The organism is Limnohabitans sp. INBF002 (assembly GCF_027924905.1).
Taxonomy (GTDB): Bacteria; Pseudomonadota; Gammaproteobacteria; order Burkholderiales; family Burkholderiaceae_C; genus Limnohabitans.
Genome location: NZ_AP027055.1, coordinates 2,364,756 through 2,387,883 on the forward strand (window position 1 = coordinate 2,364,756; position 23,128 = coordinate 2,387,883).

The 23,128-nt window shown below is 56.2% G+C and carries 14 protein-coding genes and 1 tRNA gene; 1 reads left to right on the forward strand and 14 read right to left on the reverse strand.

Features of this window, described 5'->3' with window-relative positions:
* From QMG15_RS11835 to QMG15_RS11865, 7 genes are all read right to left on the reverse strand, one after another.
* The gene (locus tag QMG15_RS11835) at positions 1-1,680 is read right to left on the reverse strand and encodes a GMC family oxidoreductase N-terminal domain-containing protein (protein ID WP_281788756.1); all 1,680 of its coding nucleotides are present in this window, start codon (positions 1,678-1,680) and stop codon (positions 1-3) included.
* A gap of 17 nt (positions 1,681-1,697) precedes the next feature.
* Positions 1,698-3,341 (reverse strand): GMC family oxidoreductase N-terminal domain-containing protein, encoded by a 1,644-nt coding sequence (locus QMG15_RS11840; protein WP_281788757.1) that lies wholly within the window; start codon positions 3,339-3,341, stop codon positions 1,698-1,700.
* Between the two features lie 5 nt (positions 3,342-3,346).
* Positions 3,347-4,072, reverse strand: a complete 726-nt coding sequence (locus tag QMG15_RS11845; protein WP_281788758.1) for an ABC transporter ATP-binding protein — start codon at positions 4,070-4,072, stop codon at positions 3,347-3,349.
* Positions 4,065-5,885, reverse strand: a complete 1,821-nt coding sequence (locus tag QMG15_RS11850; protein WP_281788759.1) for a branched-chain amino acid ABC transporter ATP-binding protein/permease — start codon at positions 5,883-5,885, stop codon at positions 4,065-4,067. The genes QMG15_RS11845 and QMG15_RS11850 overlap by 8 nt, the downstream gene beginning before the upstream one ends.
* Positions 5,885-6,802: a branched-chain amino acid ABC transporter permease gene (locus tag QMG15_RS11855; protein ID WP_108358422.1), complete on the reverse strand. Its 918-nt coding sequence runs from the start codon at positions 6,800-6,802 to the stop codon at positions 5,885-5,887. The genes QMG15_RS11850 and QMG15_RS11855 overlap by 1 nt, the downstream gene beginning before the upstream one ends.
* An 84-nt stretch (positions 6,803-6,886) precedes the next feature.
* Positions 6,887-8,086, reverse strand: a complete 1,200-nt coding sequence (locus QMG15_RS11860) for an ABC transporter substrate-binding protein (RefSeq protein ID WP_108358423.1) — start codon at positions 8,084-8,086, stop codon at positions 6,887-6,889.
* 282 nt (positions 8,087-8,368) lie between these two features.
* Positions 8,369-8,444 (reverse strand) — tRNA-Phe (locus QMG15_RS11865).
* A 49-nt stretch (positions 8,445-8,493) separates the two neighbouring features.
* Between QMG15_RS11865 and QMG15_RS11870 the strand changes: the two genes are divergently transcribed.
* Positions 8,494-9,108 carry a hypothetical protein gene (locus tag QMG15_RS11870; protein WP_281788760.1) on the forward strand — a complete coding sequence of 205 codons (615 nt, stop codon included), beginning with the start codon at positions 8,494-8,496 and terminating at the stop codon, positions 9,106-9,108.
* A 7-nt stretch (positions 9,109-9,115) separates the two neighbouring features.
* Here the strand turns inward: QMG15_RS11870 and QMG15_RS11875 are convergent, their stop codons facing one another.
* From QMG15_RS11875 to rpoB, 7 genes are all read right to left on the reverse strand, one after another.
* A complete protein-coding gene (locus QMG15_RS11875; protein ID WP_108358425.1) occupies positions 9,116-9,772 on the reverse strand; it encodes a response regulator in 657 nt (218 codons plus the stop codon).
* 21 nt (positions 9,773-9,793) lie between these two features.
* The gene (locus QMG15_RS11880; protein WP_281788761.1) at positions 9,794-12,073 is read right to left on the reverse strand and encodes an ATP-binding protein; all 2,280 of its coding nucleotides are present in this window, start codon (positions 12,071-12,073) and stop codon (positions 9,794-9,796) included.
* On the reverse strand, positions 12,070-12,732 hold the full coding sequence (locus tag QMG15_RS11885; RefSeq protein ID WP_281788762.1) for a DUF4390 domain-containing protein: 663 nt from the start codon (positions 12,730-12,732) through the stop codon (positions 12,070-12,072). The genes QMG15_RS11880 and QMG15_RS11885 overlap by 4 nt, the downstream gene beginning before the upstream one ends.
* Positions 12,686-14,026 (reverse strand): 16S rRNA (cytosine(967)-C(5))-methyltransferase RsmB, encoded by a 1,341-nt coding sequence (gene rsmB, locus QMG15_RS11890; protein WP_108358428.1) that lies wholly within the window; start codon positions 14,024-14,026, stop codon positions 12,686-12,688. The genes QMG15_RS11885 and rsmB overlap by 47 nt, the downstream gene beginning before the upstream one ends.
* Positions 14,023-14,580, reverse strand: a complete 558-nt coding sequence (locus tag QMG15_RS11895; protein WP_158268535.1) for a hypothetical protein — start codon at positions 14,578-14,580, stop codon at positions 14,023-14,025. Before QMG15_RS11895 ends, rsmB begins: the two co-directional genes overlap by 4 nt.
* 77 nt (positions 14,581-14,657) lie before the next feature.
* Complete coding sequence (rpoC, locus tag QMG15_RS11900; RefSeq protein ID WP_281788763.1) at positions 14,658-18,884, reverse strand: DNA-directed RNA polymerase subunit beta'; 4,227 nt, start codon at positions 18,882-18,884, stop codon at positions 14,658-14,660.
* Between the two features lie 28 nt (positions 18,885-18,912).
* Positions 18,913-23,025: a DNA-directed RNA polymerase subunit beta gene (gene rpoB, locus QMG15_RS11905; protein ID WP_281788764.1), complete on the reverse strand. Its 4,113-nt coding sequence runs from the start codon at positions 23,023-23,025 to the stop codon at positions 18,913-18,915.
* Positions 23,026-23,128 lie beyond the last annotated feature (103 nt).

Here is a 23,128-nt window from a genome sequence, read left to right on the forward strand (position 1 = left end):
TCAAGGGTGAGTGGGCAAAGTAGCGGGGTCCTCGGCGGCAGGTGCTGCGTGGCCAAGGATCAAATCAGCAGCCTTCTCGGCAATCATCATGGTCGGCACCTGCGTGTTGCCCGAGGGCATGGTGGGCATGATCGAAGCGTCTGCAATGCGCAAGCCTTCTAGCCCGATCACACGCAGCTCGGGGTCAACCACCGAGTCGGACTGGTGGGCGGGCCCCATGCGACACGTGCCGATCAAATGCCAAGCCGTTCCCCCACGCTGACGCGCAAACTCCAGCAGCTGTGCATCGCTGGTCGCTTCAGCTGGCGGGAACATATCGACGTCGTGAAAACGGCTCAAGGCTTGACCGTGCAAGATGCGTCGCGTCAAACGCAAAGCAGCCACTGTGGTCTCACGGTCCGACGCTTCAGACAAATAGTTGGGCTGCACGATGGGCAGATCAAATGGGTTTGACGAGGCCAAGCGCACATGGCCGCGACTGTGTGGGCGCATCAAATAAAAGCCCAAGGTCATGCCCGGGAAATCGTCCAGCAATCCGGCCACGCCTTCTTTGTAGCTGCCGGGGCTGAAATGAAATTGCACATCCGCACGCGCCAGTGAGGGATCGGTTTTCCAAAAGGCGTAGGCCACCGAAGGGCTGATGCTGAGGATGCTCGGGCGGCGCATCAACCAGCGCACCACTTGACCCACGAGGCGCCAACCGCGCGCCATTTCATTGAGGGTGACCACGCCATGCACACGTGCGGACGATCGCACCATGTGATGGTCCTGCAAGTTATCGCCAACACCTGGCAACGCATGTTGCACCGCAATGCCGTGCGGCGAAAGTCGATCAGGCCGGCCGATGCCAGACAACATGAGCAACTTGGGCGTGTTGGCAGCCCCCGCACTCAACACCACCTCGCGCCTGGCGTGCACTTCGTGCATCGGCGCATGCGCGCCCGCGCTGTAGACCACGCCAATGGCGCGTTTGCCATCGAGCAAGATGCGGGTGGCCTGCGCCTGTGTCACCACCGTGAGGTTGGGGCGTTTGCGTGCAGGCCTTAAAAAAGCACGTGCGGTGCTGTAGCGGCGACCACGGTAAATCCATCGCTGGTAATAGCCGGCCCCCTCTTGGCAAGCACCGTTGTAGTCGGGGTTATCAGGAACACCCACCTCGCGCGCACTTTCAATGAAGGCATCGCACAAGGGATGACGCCAATCGCAATCGGTGATGGGCAACGGGCCATCGGTGCCCCGATAGCGCGGGTCAGCCACGCCAATGCGACGTTCCGAGCGTTTGAAATACGGCAACAGTTGTGCGTAACTCCAGCCAGCGTTGCCTAACGCGGCCCAACCATCGTAGTCCTCGCGTTGGCCTCGGGTGTAGTTGAAACCGTTGATGGCACTTGAACCACCCAAGGTGCGCCCTTGCGTGGTGGGGATGCCGCGCCCAGCCGTCCATTCGGTAGGCTCGGTCTTGATTTGCCACGTGTTGCGCGGGTCGTACGCCAGCTTGATGAAACCCGCAGGAATGTGAATGAATGGGTTGTGATCTGGCGGCCCAGCTTCTAGCAGGCACACGGTGTAGCGCCCGTCCGCCGAGAGCCGATTGGCAAGCACACAGCCCGCAGCACCGCCGCCGACAATGACGTAATCAAAAACGCGAGCATCGCTCGTCGTTGATGCAGAGGCATTCATGCGCAGTTCTTTCTGGGTTATTCAGCCATCGTTCGCGCAGCAGGCAATGCAGCCCTGCCCAGAATCATGTCTGCGGCTTTCTCCGCGATCATCATGGTGGCAGCACATGTGTTGGCCGACACGATGCTCGGCATGACCGAGGCATCCACCACGCGCAGTCCCTGCAAGCCATGAACGCGCAACTCAGGGTCCACCACGGCAGTGGGATCGCTGGCCAATCCCATGCGTGCTGTGCCGTTGAGATGGTAGGAAGACACGCCATAGCGTTTGGCAAAGTCCATGAGTTCATCGTCGCTTTGCACGTGCGCGCCCGGTAAGGTTTCCTTTGTCACGTACCCAGACAACGCGGACGTCGCCAACAATTCACGCGCCAAACGCATGCCGCCGAGCAACACCGCACGGTCTCGTTCATCCGCGAGGTAGTTGGGTTGAATCACCGGCGGCGCCAGCGGATCGCGCGAACGCAATGTGACGGTGCCTCGGCTTTCTGGGCGGTGTTGCCACACGCCACACGTCATGCCCGGGTAGCGATCCAACATACCCACATATCCCTCGCGGTAACTCGCCGGCGCAAACACGCCCTGCAAATCTGGGCGGTTCAAGCCAGGTTGAGACTGCCAAAACCAATGCACCAGCGACGGGCTCACGGCCAAAATATTGGGCCGTCCTGCCAACCAAGCTGCAATCTGGCCCCACAAGCGCGGGGCGCGTGAGAGTTCGTTGATCGTGGTGATGCCTTTGACACCGGCCACAAAGCGGACAGAAAAATGATCGCTGAGGTTCGCACCCACACCTGGCAAGGCATGCACCACCGGTATGCCGAGACTTTGCAATTGGTCCACCGGTCCCACGCCCGAGAGCTGCAACAGCTTGGGCGTATTGGTGGCGCCGCACGAGAGCACAACTTCGCGACGTGCATGCACTTGCCGTACGTTGTGCTGATCATGGCCCTGCACATAGCGCACACCCGTGGCACGGGTTCCGTCAAACACCACCGAAGTGGCTTGCGCACGTGTGATGATCTTCAGGTTAGATCGGCCTCGCGCAGCGCGCAAATAAGTGCGCGCCGTGCTCATGCGCCAACGCCCTTCAATGCTGCGCTGGAAATAGCCAACGCCGGCTTGTGTTTCCCCGTTGTAATCGGGATTGCGCGGCATGCCTAAGCCTTGTGCGCCAGCAATGAATTGTTCGCACAAGGGGTGAATCCACGTCAAATCACTGACCGGCAATCGCCCTTTTCGGCCACGAAAGCGGTCGTCGCCACCCGCATAGCGTTCATTGCGCTGGAAGTACGGCAGCACCTCGTCGTAGCCCCAACCAAGGTTGCCCTGCGCTGCCCAGCCATCGAAATCTTCACGTTGTCCACGGTTGTAGACCAAGCCGTTCATCGACGTAGAACCGCCCAACGTTCGCCCCTGCGGAAGGGGCACACGCCGCCCGTGGGTCCACTCGGTAGGCTCAGACGAATAGGTCCATGTGAATGCGGGATCGAACAACACTTTGATGAACCCAGCGGGAATGTGCAAAAACGGATGCCAGTCAGCCGGCCCCGCTTCCAGCAAACAGACCGTGTGGCGACCGTCCTCACTCAGACGGTCTGCCAAGATGGCGCCTGCTGCGCCACCCCCAACGACGACGAAGTCAAAACTCTCTTCAGTCATGGCGTTCAATGCTCACCCAAATAAGCCGCACGAATGCGTGGATCCCGACGCAGCTCTGCGCCTGGCCCTTCGATGGTGATGTGCCCCGTCTCCAACACGTACGCACGATCAGCAACGGCCAGGGCTTGGTTGGCCATTTGCTCGACCAGCAAGATGGTCACGCCGCGTGACTTGAGCGCACGGATGACCGCAAAAATTTCTTTCACGATCAACGGCGCCAATCCGAGCGAGGGCTCGTCCAACAGCAGCAGCTTAGGCCGCGCCATCAGCGCCCGTGCAATGGCCAGCATTTGTTGCTCACCGCCGGACATGGTGCCCGCGGGTTGCTCTTGACGCTCACGCAAGCGAGGGAAGGTTTCAAATTGCGCTTGCAAGTCGGCTTCCAACTCAGCAGCACGGGCCTTGCGGTGGTACGCCCCCAGCAACAAGTTGTCGCGGACGGTTTGATCAGGGAACACCTGTCGCCCCTCGGGTGACTGAGCCACGCCAAGCGCCACCCGCTGATAACCCGGCATGCGCGTGATGTCGTGGCCTTCAAACATCACATGGCCAGCAGCCGCTGGCTCCAAACCTGAAATGGTTTTCATCAAGGTGCTTTTGCCTGCGCCATTGCCGCCAATGATGGTGACCACTTCGCCGGCATTCACATGGATGGAGACGCCCTTAAGGGCTTCTACCGCCCCGTAGCGGACCTCAAGATTTTCAATTTTTAACAAGGGGGTATCAGCCATGGGTCACTCCTGTCACCACATCGTTTGCATCATCCGTCTCATCCTCGGTCCCAAGGTAGGCGGCGATCACACGGGGGTTACTTTGAATCTCAGCGGGCTTGCCCTCTGCAATCTTTTGGCCATAGTCCAGCACGATGACATGGTCTGAAATGCGCATGACCAAGTCCATGTGGTGCTCAATCAACAAGACCGTGATGCCTAGGTCGCGGATGCGGGCAATCACGTCCACCAAGTCACGGGTTTCATGTGGGTTCAATCCGGCCGCTGGCTCGTCCAGCAACAGCAACCGTGGGTGGGTCGCCAAGGCGCGTGCAATTTCCACGCGACGCTGCACGCCATAGGGCAAGCTGCCTGCACGCTCATACGCTTTGTCGGCCAAGCCAAGGAACCCCAAAATTTGCAGCGCTTCTTCTGTTGCCTGAATTTCGCTACGCGCAGAAAGCCGCGAGCCAAACAAGCAAGACCAAAACCCCGCCTCCATGTGGCGATGCAAGCCAACCTTGACGTTGTCCAACACGGTCATGTCGACAAACAAACGCAGGTTTTGAAACGTGCGCGCCAAGCCTAAGCGCGCCACACCGTTGATGGACATGCCCACCACATCTGTGCCATTGAAACGAATGGTGCCGCGATCAGGTTCGACCACACCCGACAGGATGTTGAGCAAGGTGGTCTTGCCAGCGCCATTCGGGCCGATCAAAGAATGCACATGGCCTGTGCGCAGCGTCAGGTCCACGTCGTTGGTGGGAACGACACCGCCGTAGGCTTTGTAAAGGCCCTTGGCTTCTAACAAGGGGCGGTTGGCTTCTAAGGCTTCGTTCGCATGCAAACGCCAAGGACTCAGCGCCGAAGGCAAGGCCGGGTGACGCGCCAACCTCGGAAAAATTCGAACGGCAATCGAACGCAGCCAAGCGGACAGGCCATCGGGCATGGCGTACAACGCAAACAACAACAACGCACCATAGGTGAAATGTTGCACATGGGGCCAACGCGCCAAGAAGTTGTCGAGCAAGGTCAACACCACCGCGCCCAACAAAGGCCCATACACCGAACTGCCGCCAAACAAGACGATCAACAAGAAGAAGATCGACATGTTGAAGGTGATGAAGTCCGAAGAAATAAATTGGTTCTGCTGCGCAATCAAAGCACCCGAAAAACCGCAGGTGACAGCGCTGATGACAAAGGCGATGACCTTGATTCGGTAAACGCTCACCCCCACGCTTTCAGCCGCCACTTCGGCTGTGTTGACGGCCATGAAGGCGCGTCCATATTTGCCGTTCAACAAACTGCGCAACATCAAGTGCGTGACGATGCACAACGCGGACACCAGCCACACCCAGTCGCGGTCATCCAGAGACTGGCTGCCCCAGGTCGGCGGCACCACACCATAGATACCGGCCTGACCGCCGAACACGTCTTGCCACTCGGCGACGACCTTTTCAGCCACGATGCCAAAACCAATCGTCACCATCGCCAAGGCGGGGCCCTTGACACGCAAGGCTGGCAAAGCGATGAGCGCACCAAACAATGCAGCGACCACCCCTGCAGCCAAGAATGCAAACCAAGGATTCCAACCATGGCGTGCTGTCAGCACCGCCACTGTGTATGCGCCAACGGCAAACAAACCGGCATGGCCCAATGACTTCTGCCCTGTGTGTCCCACCAACACATTCAGGCCAGCAGCAGCCAAATAGTTCACGCCGATCATGAACATGATCTTCAGGTAGAAGCCGTTATTTGTGAGTTGTGGGCCAATGACGATGGCAGCCACCACCAATATCAAACCCATCCAGTGTGTGTTGTAAGCCTTCATCACACCTTCTCCACAACACGTGTGCCCAACAAGCCTTCAGGCTTGACGACCAGCACAATGATGATGAGCAAGAAGATGCTGATCTCTCGCATCTCTGCTTGCCACAGACCCACCATGGCTTCCATGATGCCCAACATAAAACCACCCAACATGCAGCCACGGGCGTTCGAGAGTCCGCCCACGATGGCCGCTGAAAACGCCTTCAACGCAATCAGCAAGCCCATGAAAACCGAAGCAGTGGTGATCGGTGCAATCAGCAAGCCGGCCACACCTGCCAAGCCCGAACTGATCACGAAGGCGAGCACGACGACGGCGCCCACGTTGATGCCCATCAAGGTCGCGGCGTTCTTGCTGTGCGCGACGGCGCGAACCGCTTTGCCGATCTTGGTTTTGCGCATCACCAAGTCCAACCCCAACATGATGCAAATGCTAAAAACCAGCACCAAAATTTCTTGTGGCAGCACACCCGCGCCACCGATGCGAATGACATCGCTCCCCAAAATAGAAGGCACCACCATGGCGGCAGGCCCCCAAACGGCCAAGGCCGCGTTTTGAATGATGATGCCAAAGCCCAGGGTACTCATGACCCAAGCCAAACCGCCACCACCGACAAAAGGTCGCACGGCGGTGTAGTACAGCAGCACACCCAGCGCACCGAGAACGGCCATACAAATCACGAGCGCAGCGATCATTCGCCACACCGTCACATCTTCAGGCGTCAACGCGCCATGGATGTCTTTGCCAGACAACAACAGCATGGCAGACACCGCAACCACCGTACCAACTGACAAGAACTCGCCTTGGCCAAAGTTGAAGGTTTTGGTGGTGTTGTGGGTGATGTTGAAACCGACGGCGACGAGCGCGTAAATACCGCCCAACGCGAGTCCGCTCAGCAAGGCTTGCAAGATAGCAACCATGGGGAAACTTTCTAAGAGCGCCGAGCGCTCCCCCAGTCACAGAAGGACCCGAGGGAAACGCAAGGCGTCAGGGGAACAGCAAAATTACTTCTTCAAATCCGCTGCAGTGAGCGACTTTGTCACAGCATCTTCGTAGCGCACCACCGTCGTGCCGTTCTTCCACTTGGCCAAGTAGAAGTCAGCAACGCCCAAGCCTTCATGGTCGGTCTTGGAGAACGGCTTGTTGTAGGTCTTGATCACGCCTTCAACGTTGTTCACGTTTTCCAGCGCGGCAGCCACTTTCTCGCCGTCGGTGGTACCTGCTGCCTTCATGGCCGCAGCCAACAACATCACCGAGTCATAGGCCTGAGCCGAACAAGGGAACGTGGTCAACGTGGGGAAGTTCTTGCGCACGCGCTCACCCAAAGACTTGGTCTTGGCATTGGAATCTTCGGTCGTCGAAGCAGCCAAGATGAGGTGGTCGGCCATCTTTGGACCGGCCAAGCGAGGCAACAACGAGCTCAGGTTGCCCCAAGTGCCGAGCGTCGTGGGCAGATAGTTGATTTTTTCCATGCTGCGCAACACGTTGGCCGCGCCGTCTGCAATGCCATAAATGATCACAGTGTCTGCGCCAGCATCACGGATTTTGGTCAACTGCGAGGTGATGTCCGTGTCCTTGGGGCCGTATTTTTCAACAGCCACAGGCTTGACGCCATGCAATGCCAACACTTCGGTGGCGTCTTTGATACCGCCTTGGCCATAACCAGTGGAGTCAGCCAAGATCGCGATCTTGTGACCCTTTGAGGCTTTCGCGGCATAGGCAGCCAACAAAGCCACTTGCTCGCGATCCACCATGGAGACGCGGAAGAGGTAGTTCTGTGCTTCTTTGGCGTAGCGCGTCGTGATCTCTGTCGAGGTCGCAATTGGCACCACCACAGGAATCTTCTTTTGTTGCGGCAGATGCAACCAAGCCAAAGCGTTGCCCGAGTTGGCGGGGCCGACGATGGCTTGCACTTTCTCGTTGTCAATCAGTTCGGTGACGTTTTGAATGGCCTTGGGGGGCGTGCCGAGGTCATCACGCACCACACCCACCACCTTACGGCCAAGAATGCCGCCAGCCTTGTTCAAATCTTCAATCGCTGCTTCAAAACCCCAGCGTCCGGCAATGCCCAGCTCGGCAACGCCGCTGGCAGATTGGTCTGCTGTGTAGCCAATCTTGATCACATCTTGCGCATGTGCACTGATGGCACATGCCGCCGTCAGGGCAATGGCCGCGGCCTTGGCTATCTTATGAATCATTCTCATGTCTTGTCTCCTGGTTGACGTCACTGCTACTTGAACCGCACGCGTGCGCCACATAAGCGGCGTGAACACGTGTGCGTCACACTTTATACAAACTGTACCCACCCAGAAAGGTACAGTTTGATAGAACAGTTATGGACGTGTCCCCAATGCGATGTCACGCACTTTGGGACTCCAAGAGGTCGGTGCCGTGGCCGCCGTCAAATGCGCCATGCGCGTGACGCGGTCAAAGAGCGATCCAGAAAAGAAAAAAGCCCCAGTGCGAACACTGAGGCTTTCTCGTTTTGGTGGCCTGGGGCAGAATCGAACTGCCGACACGCGGATTTTCAATCCGCTGCTCTACCAACTGAGCTACCGGGCCGAGAGAAATATTGTAACACCCTCTGGCGCGGCTATTAAGATGGTGGCCCGTGAAAAATAGCATTTTCGATCCGTCCTCCCCTGACAAAGACCTAACCATTCTCATCTTGGTCGTCTTGACGGGCTGCTTGTATTGCGCCACACACCTGGCCAACAACTGGTTATTCAGCGGGCTTGAGGTCACAGGACACATCAGTTTGATCTATTTACCCAGCTTTTTGCGCTTGGCCAATGTATTGGTACTCGGGCTGCTGTGGGGCACCTTGGGTTCGGCTTTTGGTGGTGCCTTGCTGTTCTTTTGGATGAACGACAGTTTGTGGCTGAGCATTGCCAACACGACCATCTCTGCGGGCAGTGCCGCGCTGGCTGTCATGTTGATGCGTTTTATGCAAAAACGCGCACTCTTGCTCACACGGTTAGATGACTTGCTCCAACTGGCTTTGTTTTACGCCCTACTCAACGCACTCACACACCACTTGCTGTGGTCAATACTGGACACATCTCAATTGGTGGATCCGAATCAGCTCATGTACATGGTGATCGGCGATGTCAACGGTGCCGTCATTGGCGCACTGGGCCTACGTTGGCTGGCGCGTCGTACGCAACTGATTCAGTACTTGCGCGAAAAAGCCAGAGAACCCGTGCCGCCAACGACGGAAACCTGACGCCAGTTCAAGCCACGCGCTTGGCTTTGGACAAATCCACACCAAGCTGCTTGAGCTTGCGATACAAATGCGTGCGCTCTAAACCTGTTTTGTCTGCCACACGGGTCATCGAGCCGCTCTCTTGCGTGAGGTGGTATTCAAAGTAAGCACGCTCAAACGTATCGCGTGCTTCACGCAAAGGCTGCTCTAAATCAAAGCTCTGATGCGTTGGCGGCAGCACCACCGGTTGCGGCGTCACGAATACGCCTGACGCGTCTTTGTTTGAGTTCAACCCAACTTTCGCAGGCGCCGAAGCCAACGGTTTGCGCGCCAATCCCTGCTCAACAGCTTTGAGCAGCTTTTGCATGGTGATGGGTTTTTCAAGGAACGCTTGCGCACCAATGCGGGTTGCTTCGACGGCGGTATCGATGGTGGCGTGGCCACTCATCATGATGACTGGCATGTTCAACAAACCCGCGCCCGCCCATTCTTTGAGCAGCGTCACACCGTCGGTGTCAGGCATCCAAATGTCAAGCAAGACCAAATCTGGGCGCGAGGCTTGTCGAGCCATGCGCGCTTGTGCGGCGTTTTCTGCAACTTCAACCGCATGACCTTCGTCATTGAGGATCTCAAACAAGAGGTCCCGAATGCCTAACTCGTCATCCACCACCAGAATGTTTGCCATGTCTAAATTTGTCTCGCTGAATTAAATGAGTTGGGTTTGTTGCGATTCTGCAACTTGGAATGATAACGACACTTGCGCACCAATCACCCGCCCCTGTAATCCACGATTTTTGAGGTCAATTCGCGCCGAATGCTCATCCGCAATTTTCTTCACCACCGCCAAGCCGAGACCCGTGCCACGAGACTTGGTGGTGACATAGGGCTCAAACGCACGGTTCAAGATTTTGGGTGGAAAGCCAGGCCCGTTGTCTCGCACCACCAAACGCACGCGCCCCGAACTAGGCACCCATTGCGTGGCAATGGACACCATGGGGTGGGCTTGGCCCTCTGTCGCATCTTGTGCGTTCTGCAACAGGTTGTGCACCACTTGGCGTAACTGCTGAGCATCCCCTTGAATGATGGGACAAGTGGGGTCTAGCTGGGCGTGTACGGGAACAGAAGCATTTTCTGTCCCGTAGAGCTGCATCACGTCTTGCACCAGGGCGTTGAGGTCGAGTGGTTTGAGTTCAGCCACTGGCAAACGGGCGTAGTCACGGAACTCGTTCACCAAACGCTTCATGGCGTCCACTTGGTCCACGATGGTCTTCACCGACTTGTTCAAAATGAGTTGTTCGGGCTCTTGCAACTTGCCCGTGAGTTTCATTTCCAAGCGTTCTGCCGACAACTGAATGGGGGTGAGTGGATTTTTAATTTCATGCGCCAATCGACGCGCCACCTCGCCCCACGCTTGCGCGCGCTGGGCCGACACAATTTCAGAAATATCGTCAAACACCAGCAAGCGTCCGTTGTTGGGCAGCACGGCACCACGCGCGAGCAGAGTGATGTGCTGGTGCATATCGTCCGTTAATTGCACGGCAGGGCTGATGGCTGTGGCATGCAGCTCAAAAGACTGCTGCCAATGGTCTAGACCATGCTGGCTGCGTTCGCCCAAGAAGCCATCAAACTCCGATTGCACATGCTGCGCAAACTCGGCAAGTCCTTCAATGTCGCTGAGCGAGCGACCTTCCCAAGCGGCCAACGGCACGCGCAGGATACGCGTGGCGCCAGGGTTGGAAGATTTGATGAGTCCCTTGTCCGTCATCACAATGACGCCCGCCGTGAGGTTGTCAAGAATGGTTTGCAAGTTGGCGCGCGAGGTGTGCACCTGCAACATGCTTCGGTCCACTGCCGAGCGAGCATCGGCTAATTGCTGCGTCATCTGGGCGAATGAACGTGTCAAGCCGCCCAATTCATCGCGACCTTGAAGTGCAGGCTTTGGGCTCAAATCCCCCGCCGCCACATCGCGCACACCTTCGGCCAACATCAACAAAGGCCGCGCAAGTTGGTTCCCCAGCAGCACGGCCAACAACACCGCACCAAACACCGCCAAGAACAAGCTCAAGGTCAAAGTGCCGATGTACATGCTGCGCAAGCCTTCACGCCCAAGCGCACGCTCTTGGTATTCGCGATACGCCACTTCCACGGCCAAGGCGTTGCTGACCAAAGTTGGCGGCAAGACTTTGGTCACTTGTAAAACACGCGGTTCAATCAGCAAGCCTAAACCGGATGGGGCCACCAACACCAACGCACGAATACGCGCTTTGGCCGTACCCAGAGAATCCGCCTCGTCCAAACCGTCAACGGCCGTGACCACACTTTGTGTTTTAACCAAGCGAAGTTGTGCAGGGCTGGGCCGCTCAGGGTTGATTTTGTAACGTGAATCGCCGGCACTGGCCAAGGCTTGGCCAGAGGTGTTCCACAGAATCACGTCATCGGCGCCCAGCTGGTCTTTCATGCGATCCAACGCCACGCCCACAGAGGCGTCTGGCAAGTCGTTGATTTGCACGCTTGCCGAACGTGTTTTTTGGCCCAAGTCATTCGCCAAAGTGTCGAGTGTGGTGCGGCCCAAGCTCAGGCCTGCGTCTAGCGCCCCCTCGACCTTCACATCAAACCAACTCTCAATGGAGCGCGAAACGAATTGGTATGACACGCTGTAAATCAGCAAGCCAGGGACAAAGCCCACCAGCGCAAAGGTCGCCGCGATTTTGAGCAACAAGCGGCTGCCAAATTTGCCTTGACGCAGGCGCAACAACAAGCGAACGGACAGCCAGGCAATCACGCCCATCAACAAGGTGGCGACCACCACATTCAAGCCAAAGAGTTGGCGGTAGTTGCGTTCGTACAGCTCTCGGTTGTCCGTGGCTTGCGTCAACAAGAACAACAACACCAAGCCCAGACCCAACACCACCGTGGCGCTGATGACCAGCAACCATCTCAACTGAAAGCGTGAAAGGCGCACCCGCTTTTCAGCCAACTCAATCATGGCGCCAACTCCAGGCGTTGTGTTTTGCTAAAGCCAATGTTCCAGTCACTCTGGCCTGCTGCGCCAATTTGCAGAGGTCGGGGCAGTTGCTTGAGGTCGAGTTTGAAATTGATGCTGATGGTTTGCTTGGCATCCGAGGCGACATCGGTTGCATTCGCAATGCGCCACTGAATGATGCGACGCACGGCGCTCATGGCCTCTTCTGCGGTGTCATAACTTTGGCCCAGGCTCACGCCTAAGCCACTCTGGTTGAACGCTTGCGGGGAAATATTGACGCGCCAACGGCGTGTGAGTGGCTGGTAGAACAAGCGCACATGACGCTCCGCACGTGCCACACGTTGGTTGTAAAAGTACCAGCGCTCTTGGTTGATCTCGACTTCCGTCACAAAGTAAAGCGTGATGCCTTTGAGCAAGGCATCTTCTAGGGCTGGCGGCAAATCAAAACGCCATTGACCAGACATATAAAGCCCCGCTTCTTGGCGCTCTAGCTGAAGCCCCTGCAAATCGACAGGTGTATCCGCTTGTGCCACACCAGCGAAGGCCAAGCAACACACGGCCAACACAGCGGCGCACAGCGACCGCACGCGCTTGACGCCACCTGAGAAAGGCAGATCAAGGCGTAGGAAGTTTTTCCAGCAGTGCGTAATAAAAGCCGTCATGGTCACCTGGTAGATTGTCGGTGAGCAAGGCCGTCGTTGCATGGGTTTGAGGCCTTAAATGGCCCAGAGACGGCAGTAAACGGGCATTGGTGTTGTGTTCAACAAACGTTTTGGCCTGGTTCTCGCCCTCGGCTCTGAAAACCGAGCATGTGCAATACAGCAAACGACCGCCGGGCTTGACCAAGGGCCAAAGCTGCTTGAGTAAGTTTTTCTGAATCGCCGCGAGTTTGTCGATGTCCGCCTCTCGACGCAACCAACGCACATCGGGGTGACGCCGCACAATGCCAGAGGCTGTACAGGGTGCATCCAAAAGAATCGCATCAAACAGCTGACCATCCCACCAAGTTTTGGTCAACGCGGCATCTGCCGCAATGACTTTGGCGCTACGCCCAATGCGTTGCATGTTTTGCGCGATGCGCTCACAACGCTGTGGGTCAATGTCCAAAGCGATGACCTCGGACTGGTCGTTCAACATTTCCAGCAAATGTGCTGTTTTGCCGCCAGGTGCCGCACACGCATCCAAGATGCGCAGCGGTTGATGCGCAGGAGCCAAACCATTCAACAAAATTTGCGCGGCACATTGGGCCGCTGCATCTTGCACCGAACACAAGCCTTCGGCAAAACCAGGAATGTCACGCACGTTGTGCGCTTGCTCAAGCACCAAGCCTTGTTCGCCCACAGGATGCGACGGCAAACCATGGTTGGCCCAGTCCGTTTGCAAAGCTTCGCGACTGGTGCGCGCGGTGTTGACACGCCATGTCATGGGTGCCGCTTGGTTGTTGGCGCGCAAGATGTCTTGCCAATGGTCAGGGTGGTCTTTTTGCAGACGCTTGACCCACCACTCGGGGTGGTTCCATTGCGCATGCACATCGTTGTCTGTGGCACGCACAAGCGCATCGCGCTCACGCAAAAAACGGCGCAAACACGCATTCAAAAAGTTAGCCTGCATTTGCAAGCTGCGGGTTTGCTTGGCAGCCTCAACAGCTTGGTTCACCAAGGTGTGCGGCTCATAGGGCGCGTTCTCTGGGTCCCACGCCAAGGCCAGTGCCGTGCACAACAGCGCATCGGGCAGCGGGGCGGGCGCACGCGAGGCCAACTGCGCACGCAGGGCTTGCGCACGGCCGAGTTGTCGCAGCGCTTGAAACAGCAAGGCTTGCACACCGGGACGCAGCGCCGATGGCACCGCGTCTAGCGCAGCCGTGCCAGAGACACCACGACGCACTTGCGCCAAGGCTTGCGCAACAGCTTGCAGCTGTTGCCACAAGGGGATGGAGGTAGACGTGTGTTCGCTCATCCCAAAATGCGTCCGGGTTTGAACTTGAACAAACGTGCCATCCAAGTGGCTGGGAACATATCAATCGCGTCGTTGTAATGGGCCACCGCTTGGTTGAAACGCTGCAAATCAGGTTGGATCGAGATACCCAACTCCGTCCAGCGCTGCGTCAGCTCTGCGGGCACCGACACGTAATACACATCGGGATGCGTGAGGGCTTCCCACGCATCTTGTAAATCACGGCTGGTCGCGACCAGCGCAATGGATGACGAAGGATCCAACGGATGCTCTTGCATGCGCGCCAAAGCCATGGCTGACAAATTGGCAGCCACCTGCAAGCGTGTCCAGTGACTGGCACCCAACTCGGGTGACACAGCGGTTTGCCAGCCCGAAGGCGAGGTCACCGCAGCCGTCGTGGCCTCTTGCACCAGCGCTTGGTAGCGCAGCATGAGCTCTTCGAGCACCGCAAACTGCTTGTTCACCGCCGTGCGCAAGCCCACCAAACGGCGGTAGGCGCCCACGCTCCAAAACACCATCACGGCTACAAACAGCCAAAACCACCACGCATCAAGCATGTTGAACCCCTTGTGTCTTCCAACCTCTTGTCCCATAACAACAAAGGCCCTTTCGGGCCTTTGTTGAGAGGGTCGCTTTACGCTTCTTCGCCAGCGCCGTGATCGACTTGAGTTTCTTCTTCCGAAGAGTCTCCAGCCAACTCAGCCGCTTCGGCTTCAGCAATGGCGCGGCGCTCGGCGTCGTCCATCGCGTCTTTGACCTTGCGGGCTTTGTGATAAGCCATGCCGGTACCTGCAGGAATCAGGCGGCCGACGATGACGTTTTCTTTCAAGCCGCGCAATTCGTCGCGCTTGCCCATGATGGCAGCTTCGGTCAACACACGTGTGGTTTCTTGGAAAGAAGCCGCAGAGATGAACGAGTCGGTCGACAAGGACGCTTTGGTGATACCCAACAACAAGTTGGTGAAAGTCGCGGGGACTTTGCCATCACGTTGCAGCGCTTCGTTGGTGTTGAGGATCTCAGAACGCTCAACTTGTTCGCCAGCGATGTAGTTGGAATCACCCACGCTTTCGACCACAACGCGACGCAACATTTGACGCACGATCACTTCAATGTGCTTGTCGTTGATCTTCACGCCTTGCAAGCGGTAAACGTCTTGCACTTCGTCGACGATGTAGCGAGCCAACTCTTCCATGCCGAGCAAACGCAAGATGTCTTGTGGGTCGGCTGGGCCGTCCACAACGCTCTCGCCTTTGTTGACCACTTGGCCTTCGTGGACCAAGATGTTCTTCTCTTTAGGAATGAGTTCGTCCCACACTTTGCCTTCTGGATCCGTGATCTGCAAACGAACCTTGCCTTTGGTTTCCTTACCAAACGACACAGTACCGGTCATCTCGGCCAACATACCCTTGTCTTTGGGTGAGCGAGCTTCGAACAGTTCGGCCACACGTGGCAAACCGCCGGTAATGTCGCGGGTCTTTTGACCTTCAACAGGGATACGTGCCAAGACTTCGCCTGGGCCCACATCTTGACCGTCGCGCACTTGAATCAGCGCGCCGATTTGGAAACCAATCGTCACCGCGTGGTCTGTGCCAGGGATCTTCACTTCTTTGCCAGACGCATCGATCAGCTTGACCTGTGGACGAACCACTTTGGTTGAGCCGCGACGTTTCGGGTCAATCACCACCAAGGTAGACAAGCCGGTGACTTCGTCCACTTGTTTGGCAACGGTGAGGCCTTCTTCGACGTTTTCGAATTGCACCTTACCGGCGAATTCAGTGATGATGGGGCGCGTCAATGGATCCCAGTTGGCCAAGATCACACCAGCCTTGAGGGTCTGGTCGGGCTTGACCGACAGAATCGCACCGTACGGCACTTTGTGACGCTCACGCTCACGGCCATGTTCGTCGTGGATGATGATTTCGCCTGAGCGAGAAATCACCACCAACTCGCCCTTGGTGTTGGACACATAGCGCATGGTGGAGTTGAAACCAATCACACCATTCGACTTGGCTTCCACGCTGGAAGCCACGGCGGCACGAGACGCTGCACCACCGATGTGGAACGTACGCATGGTCAGCTGTGTACCGGGTTCACCGATGGACTGCGCAGCGATCACGCCGACAGCTTCACCGTTGTTGACCAAGCCACCGCGACCCAAGTCACGGCCGTAACACATGGCGCACAAGCCGAAGCGTGTTTCGCAATTCAATGCAGTGCGCACTTTGACTTCGTCGACGCCAGCGGCTTCGATTTCGTCAATGATGTCTTCGTCCAGCATGACGCCGGCCTTGACCAACACCGCACGTGTTTCTGGGTTCAACACATCTTCAACCGCAGTGCGGCCCAAGATACGGTCGCGCAATGATTCAATCACTTCACCACCTTCAACGATGGCGCGCATGAGTTGACCGTTGGTCGTACCGCAATCGTGTTCAGTGACCACCAAGTCTTGGGTCACGTCAACCAAACGACGTGTCAAGTAACCTGAGTTCGCTGTCTTCAACGCCGTGTCGGCCAGACCTTTACGTGCACCGTGGGTGGAAATAAAGTACTGCAACACGTTCAGACCTTCACGGAAGTTCGCCGTGATGGGTGTCTCAATGATGGAGCCGTCAGGCTTGGCCATCAGACCACGCATACCAGCCAACTGACGGATCTGAGCGGCAGAACCGCGAGCGCCAGAGTCGGCCATCATGTAGATGGAGTTGAACGATTCTTGTTCGACTTCTTTGCCGTGGCGGTCGATGGTCTTCTCTTTGCGGAGTTGGTCCATCATCACCTTTGACACAGCGTCGCCAGCCTTACCCCAGATGTCCACCACCTTGTTGTAACGCTCGCCAGAAGTCACCAAACCGGACACGTATTGCTGTTCGATGTCTTTGACTTCTTTTTCAGACGCGCTGATGATGGCGCCTTTTTCTGGCGGCACCAACATGTCGTCAATCGCGATGGAGATGCCAGCGCGAGTCGCCAAACGGAAACCGTTTTGCAACAGTTTGTCGGCGAACACGACGGTCTCTTTCAAACCGCACTTGCGGAATGACACGTTGATGAGCTTAGAAATTTCTTTCTTCTTCAACGACTTGTTGATGTTCGAGAAGGGCAAGCCCTTGGGCAAGATTTCCGACAACAAAGCGCGGCCCACGGTGGTGTCAACCAAGCTGGTGCTCGGCAAGAACTCACCGGTTTCTTTGTCCTTGGTCCACTCGGTCAAACGCACGGCCACTTTGGCGGTCAATTCGACCACGCCAGCGTCCAACGCACGTTGCACTTCGGTCAAGTTGGCAAACACCAAGCCTTCGCCCTTGCCGTTGATACGGTCGCGGGTGGCGTAGTACAAGCCCAACACAACGTCTTGTGAAGGAACGATAGAGGGTTCGCCGTTGGCAGGGAACAAGATGTTGTTCGAAGCCAGCATCAAGGTACGGGCTTCCATCTGTGCTTCCACAGACAAAGGCACGTGAACGGCCATTTGGTCACCGTCGAAGTCGGCGTTGAACGCTGAACAGACGAGTGGGTGCAACTGAATGGCTTTACCTTCGATCAAGATAGGTTCGAACGCTTGGATACCCAAGCGGTGCAGCGTAGGCGCACGGTTCAACATCACGGGGTGCTCTTTGATCACCTCTTCCAAGATGTCCCACACCACGGCTGAGCCGGATTCGACTTCTTTCTTCGCGGCCTTGATCGTGGTCGCGATGCCCATGGCTTCGAGACGCGAGAAGATGAAAGGCTTGAACAACTCGAGTGCCATCAACTTGGGCAAACCGCACTGGTGCAGTTTCAAAGTTGGGCCCACGGTAATCACGGAACGACCTGAATAGTCGACGCGCTTACCCAACAAGTTTTGACGGAAACGACCGCTCTTACCTTTGATCATGTCAGCCAAAGACTTCAAGGCGCGCTTGTTAGCGCCTGTCATGGCCTTGCCGCGACGGCCGTTGTCCAGCAAGCTGTCCACGGCTTCTTGCAACATACGCTTTTCGTTGCGTGCAATGATTTCAGGCGCCTTGAGTTCGAGCAAACGACGCAGGCGGCTGTTACGGTTGATCACGCGACGGTACAAGTCGTTCAAATCGGAGGTCGCAAAACGACCGCCGTCCAACGGCACCAAAGGACGCAAATCAGGTGGCAACACGGGCAAGACAGTCAACACCATCCACTCGGGCTTGATGCCTGACTTCTTGAACGCCTCCATCAATTTCAAACGCTTGGCGTTTTTCTTGATCTTGATTTCAGAGCCGGTCAAGTCGTTGCGCAGCTTTTCGATTTCAACATCGAGGTCGAGACCTTCGAGCAAATCTTTGATGCCTTCAGCGCCCATCTTGGCGATGAATTCGTCACCGTACTCCACCACTTTGGCTTCGTAGTCGTCTTCCGACATGATGGCGAACTTCTTCAAAGGTGTCATGCCGGGATCGGTCACCACATATGCTTCAAAGTACAACACGCGCTCGATGTCACGCAGGGTCATGTCGAGCACGAGGCCCAAACGTGATGGCAATGACTTCAAGAACCAGATGTGGGCGCAAGGTGCAGCCAGGTCAATGTGACCCATGCGCTCGCGACGCACTTTGGTTTGTGTGACTTCAACGCCGCACTTCTCGCAAATCACGCCGCGGTGCTTGAGGCGTTTGTATTTGCCGCACAAGCATTCGTAGTCTTTGATAGGGCCAAAGATCTTGGCGCAAAACAGACCATCGCGCTCAGGCTTGAAGGTACGGTAGTTGATGGTTTCTGGCTTTTTCACTTCGCCGAAAGACCATGAACGGATCTTCTCGGGAGAAGCCATGCCAATTTTGATGGCATCGAAATGCTCATCGGGCGTGAACTGCTTGAACAGGTCGAGTAATGATTTCATGTTTTAAATCCTTATGTCGTCAAACCGCTTAGGCGCGGTCCAACTCAATGTCGATGCCCAATGAACGAATTTCTTTGACCAACACGTTGAACGATTCGGGCATGCCCGCTTCGATCGAGTGTTCGCCTTTGACGATGCTCTCGTACACCTTGGTACGGCCTTGCACGTCGTCGGACTTGACGGTGAGCATTTCTTGCAATGTGTAAGACGCGCCGTAAGCTTCCAAAGCCCACACTTCCATCTCACCGAAACGCTGACCACCGAACTGAGCCTTACCACCCAGCGGCTGCTGCGTGACCAAGCTGTACGGGCCGGTAGAACGTGCGTGCATCTTGTCGTCGACCAAATGGTGGAGCTTCAAGAAGTGCATGTAGCCGATGGTGGTTGGACGCTCGAAAGCTTCGCCAGTACGGCCGTCAAACAAGTTCGCTTGTGTACGCGTCGCCGTCAGACCTTTCGCCTTGGCGATGTCTTCTGGATATGCCAACTTCAACATGGTGCGGATGTCTTCTTCTGCAGCGCCGTCGAACACGGGGGTTGCAAAAGGAACACCGTTGGTCAAGTTGCCAGCCATCTCGACGATTTGCGCGTCGCTCAGCTTGGTCAAGTCTTCTTTGCGGCCTGAACCGTTGTACAACTCTTCCATGAAGCTGCGGATTTCAGCGGCTTTGGCTTCTGCTTGGAGCATGTTGCCAATGCGTTGACCGATACCTTTACCAGCCCAACCCAAGTGAACTTCCAACACCTGACCCACGTTCATACGTGAAGGAACGCCCAAGGGGTTCAACACGATGTCGCAAGGTGTGCCGTCGGCCATGTAAGGCATGTCTTCGACCGGAACGATCTTTGACACCACACCCTTGTTACCGTGACGACCGGCCATCTTGTCACCAGGCTGCAAGCGACGCTTGACGGCCAAGTAGACCTTGACCATCTTCAACACGCCTGCTGGCAACTCGTCGCCTTGCGTCAACTTCTTGCGCTTCTCTTCGAAGGCCAAGTCAAAGCTGTGGCGGGTTTGTTCCATCGCGTTCTTGATGCTTTCCAACTGGCCTGCAGTTTCTTCATCAGAAGGACGGATGTCGAACCAGTGGAACTTCTCGACAGAAGCCAAATAGGCCTTGTCGATCTTGCTGCCCTTGGCCAACTTGTTGGGACCGCCGTTGGCGGTTTTGCCGTTCAAGAGTTTTTCGATACGGTCAAACGCGTCAGCTTCCACGATGCGGAGCTGGTCGTTCAAATCGAGACGGAAACGCTTGAGTTCGTCATCAATAATTTGCTGAGCACGCTTGTCACGCACGATGCCTTCACGCGTGAAGACTTGCACGTCGATGACCGTGCCTTGCGAACCTTGGCTCACGCGCAGAGATGTATCTTTCACATCGCTGGCTTTTTCGCCGAAGATCGCGCGCAACAGTTTTTCTTCTGGTGTCAGTGTGGTTTCGCCTTTTGGCGTGACCTTGCCGACCAGTGTGTCGCCGGGTTGCACTTCTGCACCCACGTAGATGATGCCGGAGTCATCCAAACGGTTGAGTTGTTGCTCAGCCAAGTTAGGAATATCGCGTGTGATTTCTTCGGCGCCCAACTTGGTGTCGCGCGCCATCACCACGAGTTCTTCGATGTGGATCGAGGTGTAGCGGTCTTCTGCCACCACGCGCTCGCTGATCAAGATCGAGTCTTCGAAGTTGTAGCCGTTCCAAGGCATGAAGGCGATCAACATGTTTTGACCGATGGCGATTTCGCCCAGGTCAGTCGATGCACCGTCAGCCACCACGTCACCCTTGGCAATCTTGTCGCCACGCTTGACGATCGGACGCTGGTGGATGTTGGTGTTTTGGTTAGAACGTTGGTACTTGATGAGGTTGTAGATGTCCACGCCCACTTCGCCAGCTTGTGCTTCGGCGTCGTTCACGCGAACCACAACGCGGGTTGCGTCGACATAGTCCACCACACCACCGCGAGTGGCGGTCACCACAGTGCCCGAGTCGACCGCAGCAACGCGCTCGATACCGGTACCGACCATTGGCTTTTCTGGACGCAACACAGGCACGGCTTGACGTGACATGTTGGCACCCATCAACGCGCGGTTCGCGTCATCGTGCTCGAGGAACGGAACCAAAGAGGCCGCCACAGACACGATCTGCGCTGGAGACACGTCCATGTACTGGATGCGCTCTGCGCCGCACAAAATGGATTCGCCGTTTTCACGGGCAGACACCAAGTCGCCAGTCAGCTTGCCGTCTTTGTCCAAAGCCGCGTTGGCTTGAGCAATAACGTATTTGCCTTCTTCGATGGCGGACAAGTAATCGATGTCCATCGTCACTTTGCCGTCCACCACGCGACGGTATGGGGTTTCAATGAAACCGTACTCGTTCAAACGGGCGTACAAAGCCAAAGAGTTGATCAAACCAATGTTTGGACCTTCTGGCGTTTCGATAGGACACACACGACCGTAGTGGGTCACGTGCACGTCACGGACTTCAAAGCCTGCGCGTTCGCGTGTCAAACCACCTGGGCCCAATGCTGAGACGCGACGCTTGTGCGTGATCTCGGCCAAGGGGTTGGTTTGGTCCATGAACTGTGACAACTGTGATGCGCCGAAGAATTCTTTGAGCGCAGCAGAAATTGGCTTGGAGTTGATCAAGTCGTGAGGCATGAGCGGCTCTTGCTCGGCTTGGCCCAAACGCTCTTTCACGGCTTTTTCGATACGTGCCAAACCTGTGCGGTATTGGTTTTCAGCCAATTCGCCCACGCAACGCACGCGACGGTTACCCAAGTGGTCGATGTCATCGACTTCGCCACGGCCGTTGCGCAAGTCCACCAAGATTTTCACAACAGACAAGATGTCGTCGTTGGTCAAAACCATGGGGCCTGTGGATTCTGGTGTGCCCACTTTGGCATTGAACTTCATACGACCCACGCGCGACAAATCGTACGTGTCTGGGTTGTAGAACAAACGTTGGAACAAGGCTTGCACCGCATCTTCTGTCGGTGGCTCGCCAGGGCGCATCATGCGATAGATGGCCACGCGTGCAGCGAATTCGTCCACGGTTTCGTCCGTGCGCAAGGTTTGCGAAATGTACGCACCTTGGTCGAGTTCGTTGGTGTAGATACATTGGAGTTCTTGCACGCCGGCTTCGCGCAATTTCTTGAGCAAGGCTTCTGTCAACTCATCGTTGGCACGGGCAATCAATTCGCCTGTGTCGCTGTCGATGATGTTCTTGGCCAACACGCGGCCAATCAAGAAATCTTCTGGGACGCTGATGTGCGTGGTTTTGCTTTCGTCCAACTCGCGGGTGTGACGTGCGGTCACGCGCTTGTCTTTGGCAACGATCACTTTGCCGGCTTTGTCAGTGATGTCAAAGCGCGCCACTTCGCCGCGCAGACGTTCGGCCACAAATTCCATTTGTGCGCCGCTGTCCATCAAGCGGAAGTTGTCGTTCACGAAGAAGTTCGCGAGGATGGTCTCTGGTGTCAAGCCGATGGCTTTCAACAAAATAGAGACGGGCATCTTGCGACGACGGTCGACGCGGAAGTACAGCAAGTCTTTGGGGTCGAATTCGAAGTCGAGCCATGAACCGCGGTAAGGGATGATGCGCGCGCTGAACAACAATTTGCCAGAGCTGTGGGTCTTGCCCTTGTCGTGTTCGAAGAACACGCCAGGCGAACGGTGCAACTGAGACACGATCACGCGCTCGGTACCGTTGATGATGAAAGAACCTTTGTCTGTCATCAAAGGCACTTCGCCCATGTAGACCTCTTGCTCTTTCACTTCCTTGACCACTTTGGACTGTGGTGTAGAGGACTCACGGTCGTAAATGATGAGTTGCACGCGAGCGCGCACAGCTGAAGAGAAAGTCAAACCACGGGTTTGGCATTCGCGCACGTCAAAGGCGGGCTTGGCCAAGTTGTATTCGAGATATTTCATCTCGACAAAACCGTTGTGCGACACGATGGGGAATGCAGCTTCAAATGCAGCTTGCAGACCTTCGTTGGTACGCTTTTTAGGGGCGACATCAGCTTGCAAGAACGCGGTGTACGCGTCTTTTTGCATCTGCAACAAATATGGAATTTCCAGCACGCTGTCGCGGCTGCCGAAACTCTTGCGGATACGCTTGCGTTCGGTGTATGAGTAGGCCATGAGATCTCCGGGCTTGATCTTTCAGAACTGTTTTCTGCATGAGACATCACGTCCCATACATCAGGCTTGGCGGCTGGCCTCTACCAGCGTTGGCGGACGGTTG

What these genes read in the sequence shown, in the direction of transcription:
- QMG15_RS11835 (WP_281788756.1), bottom strand. Translation starts at nt 1,680, where the DNA reads ATGAATGCCTCTGCATCAACGACGAGCGATGCTCGCGTTTTTGATTAC.
- QMG15_RS11840 (WP_281788757.1), bottom strand. Translation starts at nt 3,341, where the DNA reads ATGACTGAAGAGAGTTTTGACTTCGTCGTCGTTGGGGGTGGCGCAGCA.
- QMG15_RS11845 (WP_281788758.1), bottom strand. Translation starts at nt 4,072, where the DNA reads ATGGCTGATACCCCCTTGTTAAAAATTGAAAATCTTGAGGTCCGCTAC.
- QMG15_RS11850 (WP_281788759.1), bottom strand. Translation starts at nt 5,885, where the DNA reads ATGAAGGCTTACAACACACACTGGATGGGTTTGATATTGGTGGTGGCT.
- QMG15_RS11855 (WP_108358422.1), bottom strand. Translation starts at nt 6,802, where the DNA reads ATGGTTGCTATCTTGCAAGCCTTGCTGAGCGGACTCGCGTTGGGCGGT.
- QMG15_RS11860 (WP_108358423.1), bottom strand. Translation starts at nt 8,086, where the DNA reads ATGAGAATGATTCATAAGATAGCCAAGGCCGCGGCCATTGCCCTGACG.
- QMG15_RS11875 (WP_108358425.1), bottom strand. Translation starts at nt 9,772, where the DNA reads ATGGCAAACATTCTGGTGGTGGATGACGAGTTAGGCATTCGGGACCTC.
- QMG15_RS11880 (WP_281788761.1), bottom strand. Translation starts at nt 12,073, where the DNA reads ATGATTGAGTTGGCTGAAAAGCGGGTGCGCCTTTCACGCTTTCAGTTG.
- QMG15_RS11885 (WP_281788762.1), bottom strand. Translation starts at nt 12,732, where the DNA reads ATGACGGCTTTTATTACGCACTGCTGGAAAAACTTCCTACGCCTTGAT.
- rsmB (WP_108358428.1), bottom strand. Translation starts at nt 14,026, where the DNA reads ATGAGCGAACACACGTCTACCTCCATCCCCTTGTGGCAACAGCTGCAA.
- QMG15_RS11895 (WP_158268535.1), bottom strand. Translation starts at nt 14,580, where the DNA reads ATGCTTGATGCGTGGTGGTTTTGGCTGTTTGTAGCCGTGATGGTGTTT.
- rpoC (WP_281788763.1), bottom strand. Translation starts at nt 18,884, where the DNA reads ATGAAATCATTACTCGACCTGTTCAAGCAGTTCACGCCCGATGAGCAT.
- rpoB (WP_281788764.1), bottom strand. Translation starts at nt 23,025, where the DNA reads ATGGCCTACTCATACACCGAACGCAAGCGTATCCGCAAGAGTTTCGGC.